Below are 3,518 nucleotides of genomic sequence, written 5' to 3'. Positions count from 1 at the left end.
ATTACTTACTATCCTCATCACCTTTCAACTCTCTATTTTATAACATTTTCTTCTTTAACTAAACTGCCCCTTTAGTTGCATAAGAATAAGCTGCCTTAAAGACAGCTCTGATCTTCAGCTAACGCACCTGTTAGTTGAGAATCTACTTACTTTATCATTTAATTATTATCACAAGAAACATCACCAACAATAAAAATATATAAATCCATACCGTACATTTTATGAATATTTCCGCCCAGAATTTCTTTCGCAAACCATAGTGAAGGACCATGAAAGAAAATAAGAGACTGAATATTCCATTAAGAATATTACCACCCGCGAACTGTAAAGCTATATTAACCAAGCTAGAAACGATAAATAAAATGACATATACCATATCAATCTTTTCTTTGGACCTCGTGTTGAAATTGATACACTACTTTTCACCTCTTGGTTGTTTTATTAACTGATTATCCCGTTTTTCACTAACCTGCCCCGATAGTTCCATAAAGAAAAGCTGCCTTAAAGACAGCTCCGATCTTCAGCTAACGCACCTGTTAGTTCATTAAGAATTTGGTATTTACTATTTCCTTGTTCATATATTGAAAGGAGTAGATATCATTAACCACTTTGAATAGTTCTCCGTTCCTGGAGAAAATTGCACTTCCATTTGGTATTGCATATACCTTTCTTTCATTTGATAGGGGAATTAATTCTACATCTATATTATCCTCGTAATGGACCTCAACGCTAAACCCAACTAATCCTAAGCCCTTGATCACTATCGTTTCTGGATAGTCTTTATCTTTTGTTATTATGCAATCACTGCAGAAAGCTAATGAACCCGCACTATATCCAATGATTAAACCTTGAAAGTCTTTGATAATTGGGGTAAGTCCTTTCTCTTCTATTACATGGATTAACCTTTCTGGCTTTCCGCCAATAAAGTAAAGAATATCATGTTCCTTAATAGACTTTTCCATTTCTTTGTATGAAAGGTCTTCATTTAATAATTCAACACTTACATTCTCCATTATTGAAAAGGCTTGTTTGATATTTGCCATCCAACTTTCATACCTGGAATTGTCGGTTGCAAAAGGGATTATTAAAATCTTAGCATCAGGTTTAATTTTTTTTGAAAGTTCCAGGAACACTTCACCTAATTCGTTATTCAAGTGATTTCCGCCACCAATAAAACAAATTTCCATATATGTACCCCCATTTATTTACCAGCTATTCTTAAAATATTCTACCTAAAAGGGAAAATACCTTTATATGTCACTGCTATTCAACTATCCTGCCCCGATAGTTGCATAAAGAAATAGTTGTCTTAAAGACAGCTCAGATCTTCAGCTATAGCACCCGATAGTTGAACAAGACTTCTCTTTTTTACACATTATTTTCGAACTGTGCACTTCCCAATTCCATTATTCTCTACCCGAGGTACAAAAAATCCCCAATTATACTTAGGTGAATTTTTTTATTAAGAGATTTCCTTATCATCGTCGAAAACAATTTCTATTATGGCAAGTAGCAATGCAATAATAATCTCTGTTTTCAAGGAGAGTGTAATACTTTTCATAAACTCATCCACTGCGAACAGGACTAACCAGTTCGATGTGCCTTCAAAACTGATTCGGATAAAAAATACTTTTATTTTCCCTGTTATATTTCGGACAGACAGCTTGAAAATGGCTTTGGAAAACAATTCGACAATGATTCCTAAAATAAAGAAACTGACAACAAAACCAATCAATGACCAGATAGATTCATATTGAACGCCGAGCAGTTCAAAAACCCCTGCCAGTCCAAAGAAATAAAGCCCCAATACAAAGCCCACTACCAGGATAATGAGAAATGCTACTCCGGTAACTGTTGCCATCTTTTCTTTTATATTCATATCACGAAATGAATCATTGTTATTTTCTGGCATAGTTCTGTTTCTCCTCGTTAGATCTTTTACTTCTGAAACCCTAACTTATTTTACCAATAACTAATCTTTTTAGAAACATTGACCATTCGACTACACTACGCTTGTTGAACTAAACTGCCCCTTTAGTTGCATAACAAAAAGGTTGCTTCAGCAACCTCCCTTATTGAACTAAAGCACCCGTTAGTTTAAGTACAATCCTTCACAAATATAAGAAAAAGAGCTGCCAATGCAACTCCCTTATTGAGTAAAGCACTTGTTAGTTGAACAAAATAATACGCCTAATCAAATATTTATAGCTGTTTCTTCTTGCCATATCCGTTCCATATTCACTTCATTTTTTGTACAACTTAATTGAAAGATGTCAGGATTACTAAGATTTTTCCAACCCTCGAAATCAAAGTCACGATTATAATTCTTTAAAAGTAAGGAAATTATATTTCCGTGACTGACGATTACTGTGTTTTCAGTTTCACTTTTAAAAACTTCATCTACAACGTTAATTATTCGGTTCATTGCTTCTTGACTCGACTCTCCTCCTTCAAATTTCAACTCCATATCATTGAATGTTGCTTTAAGTTTTTCAAGCCAGTCAGGTAAATCCAGTGTACTTAGTGTGCGTTCTGAGAGGCGTTCATCAATCTCTATTTTAATATTTGTTTTCTCACTTAATGGTTCTACTGATTGAATAGCACGCAAAAACGGACTTGATATTATTCGTTCAATTTTTGCATTACTGAAGAAATTAACTAAATACTTCGCTTGTTTTGAACCCTTTTCAGTTAATGGAGATTCTGAAGGTTGCCCCTGTGCTTCGCAATGTCTGACAATGTAAATCTTCTTTAGCATAAGACCCTCCCACCTCTATTGGTCGCTTGGTTTACTTGCATCTTCTGATATATAAACTTCCCAGGTAACTATGGTAGTGCTATCCCTAACATTGTTTTCTTGAATTTCTTGCAACAATGATTTAGTACCTTGGTCGTTTTGACAATTAGCAAAAACCTTAAATACTTCACTTGGATTAATAAAAGGTGCATTTGAACATTCTATTAAACCATCTGTAGTTAATAATATATGATTTAACCCTTTTCTAAGTTCTCTTGTCCCACTGGTATAACAAGGCACTTTGTTATCAAATGTGTTGACCTGTCCTACCCATTCATAGAATTGTCTTTGATTGAGTTGATATTGTCCAAGTGCAGCTAAATCTTGATGAAATAAATAAAGAATGCAGTCTCCTACCGAAAACCACCAAAGATACTTATGTTTTCGTACAACGATTAAACAGGATGTTTCACCTTTTACTTTACGACAAATAGAAAGAAATTTTTCACTTTGAAAAAGGTTTAATACCTTCTCTTCTAGGTTTTTAAACATTTGATGATTTGTAGTAGGAAAGGATAATAGGTTTTCCATATCCGTTTTATTCTGTTTAAAAAGTTCAATCACTATCTCAGCACTCTCGGCAGTATAGTGTGCATCTAATATAATTACAAATTCCCAATCTTCATTTTTATTTGACCAGACTAAGTGGATTTGGGTCAATATTTTGGACACTAAAAAGTTAAATCTTAAGCTGTATTCCTAATTCGATCTTCAATGGCTT

4 protein-coding genes are annotated in these 3,518 nt (G+C 33.9%); all 4 read right to left on the bottom strand.

The window, feature by feature from the left end; translation table 11 throughout:
- Positions 1-536: 536 nt before the first annotated feature.
- The 4 genes from ACFX4X_RS25285 to ACFX4X_RS25270 all read right to left on the bottom strand — a co-directional run bounded on the left by ACFX4X_RS25285 (position 537) and on the right by ACFX4X_RS25270 (position 3,457).
- Positions 537-1,187, bottom strand: coding sequence for a Type 1 glutamine amidotransferase-like domain-containing protein (locus tag ACFX4X_RS25285; RefSeq protein ID WP_377387618.1), 651 nt, complete (start codon positions 1,185-1,187; stop codon positions 537-539).
- Positions 1,188-1,462: 275 nt separating this feature from the next.
- Entirely contained in the window at positions 1,463-1,912 is a 450-nt protein-coding gene (locus tag ACFX4X_RS25280; protein ID WP_377387615.1) for a YrvL family regulatory protein, read from the bottom strand.
- Between the two features lie 282 nt (positions 1,913-2,194).
- Positions 2,195-2,758 (bottom strand): histidine phosphatase family protein, encoded by a 564-nt coding sequence (locus ACFX4X_RS25275; RefSeq protein ID WP_377387612.1) that lies wholly within the window; start codon positions 2,756-2,758, stop codon positions 2,195-2,197.
- Between the two features lie 15 nt (positions 2,759-2,773).
- Positions 2,774-3,457, bottom strand: a complete 684-nt coding sequence (locus ACFX4X_RS25270) for a protein phosphatase 2C domain-containing protein (RefSeq protein WP_377387609.1) — start codon at positions 3,455-3,457, stop codon at positions 2,774-2,776.
- Between the last annotated feature and the right edge of the window lie 61 nt (positions 3,458-3,518).

It is taken from the genome of Peribacillus sp. YIM B13481 (assembly GCF_042787985.1).
GTDB lineage: Bacteria > Bacillota > Bacilli > Bacillales > DSM-1321 > Peribacillus > Peribacillus simplex_A.
This window is presented reverse-complemented; position numbering and strand designations above follow the sequence as displayed.

Bases quoted from the DNA above. Each gene is read 5' to 3' on its own strand.
- ACFX4X_RS25275 (WP_377387612.1), bottom strand. From the start codon at position 2,758: ATGCTAAAGAAGATTTACATTGTCAGACATTGCGAAGCACAGGGGCAA.
- ACFX4X_RS25285 (WP_377387618.1), bottom strand. From the start codon at position 1,187: ATGGAAATTTGTTTTATTGGTGGCGGAAATCACTTGAATAACGAATTA.
- ACFX4X_RS25280 (WP_377387615.1), bottom strand. From the start codon at position 1,912: ATGCCAGAAAATAACAATGATTCATTTCGTGATATGAATATAAAAGAA.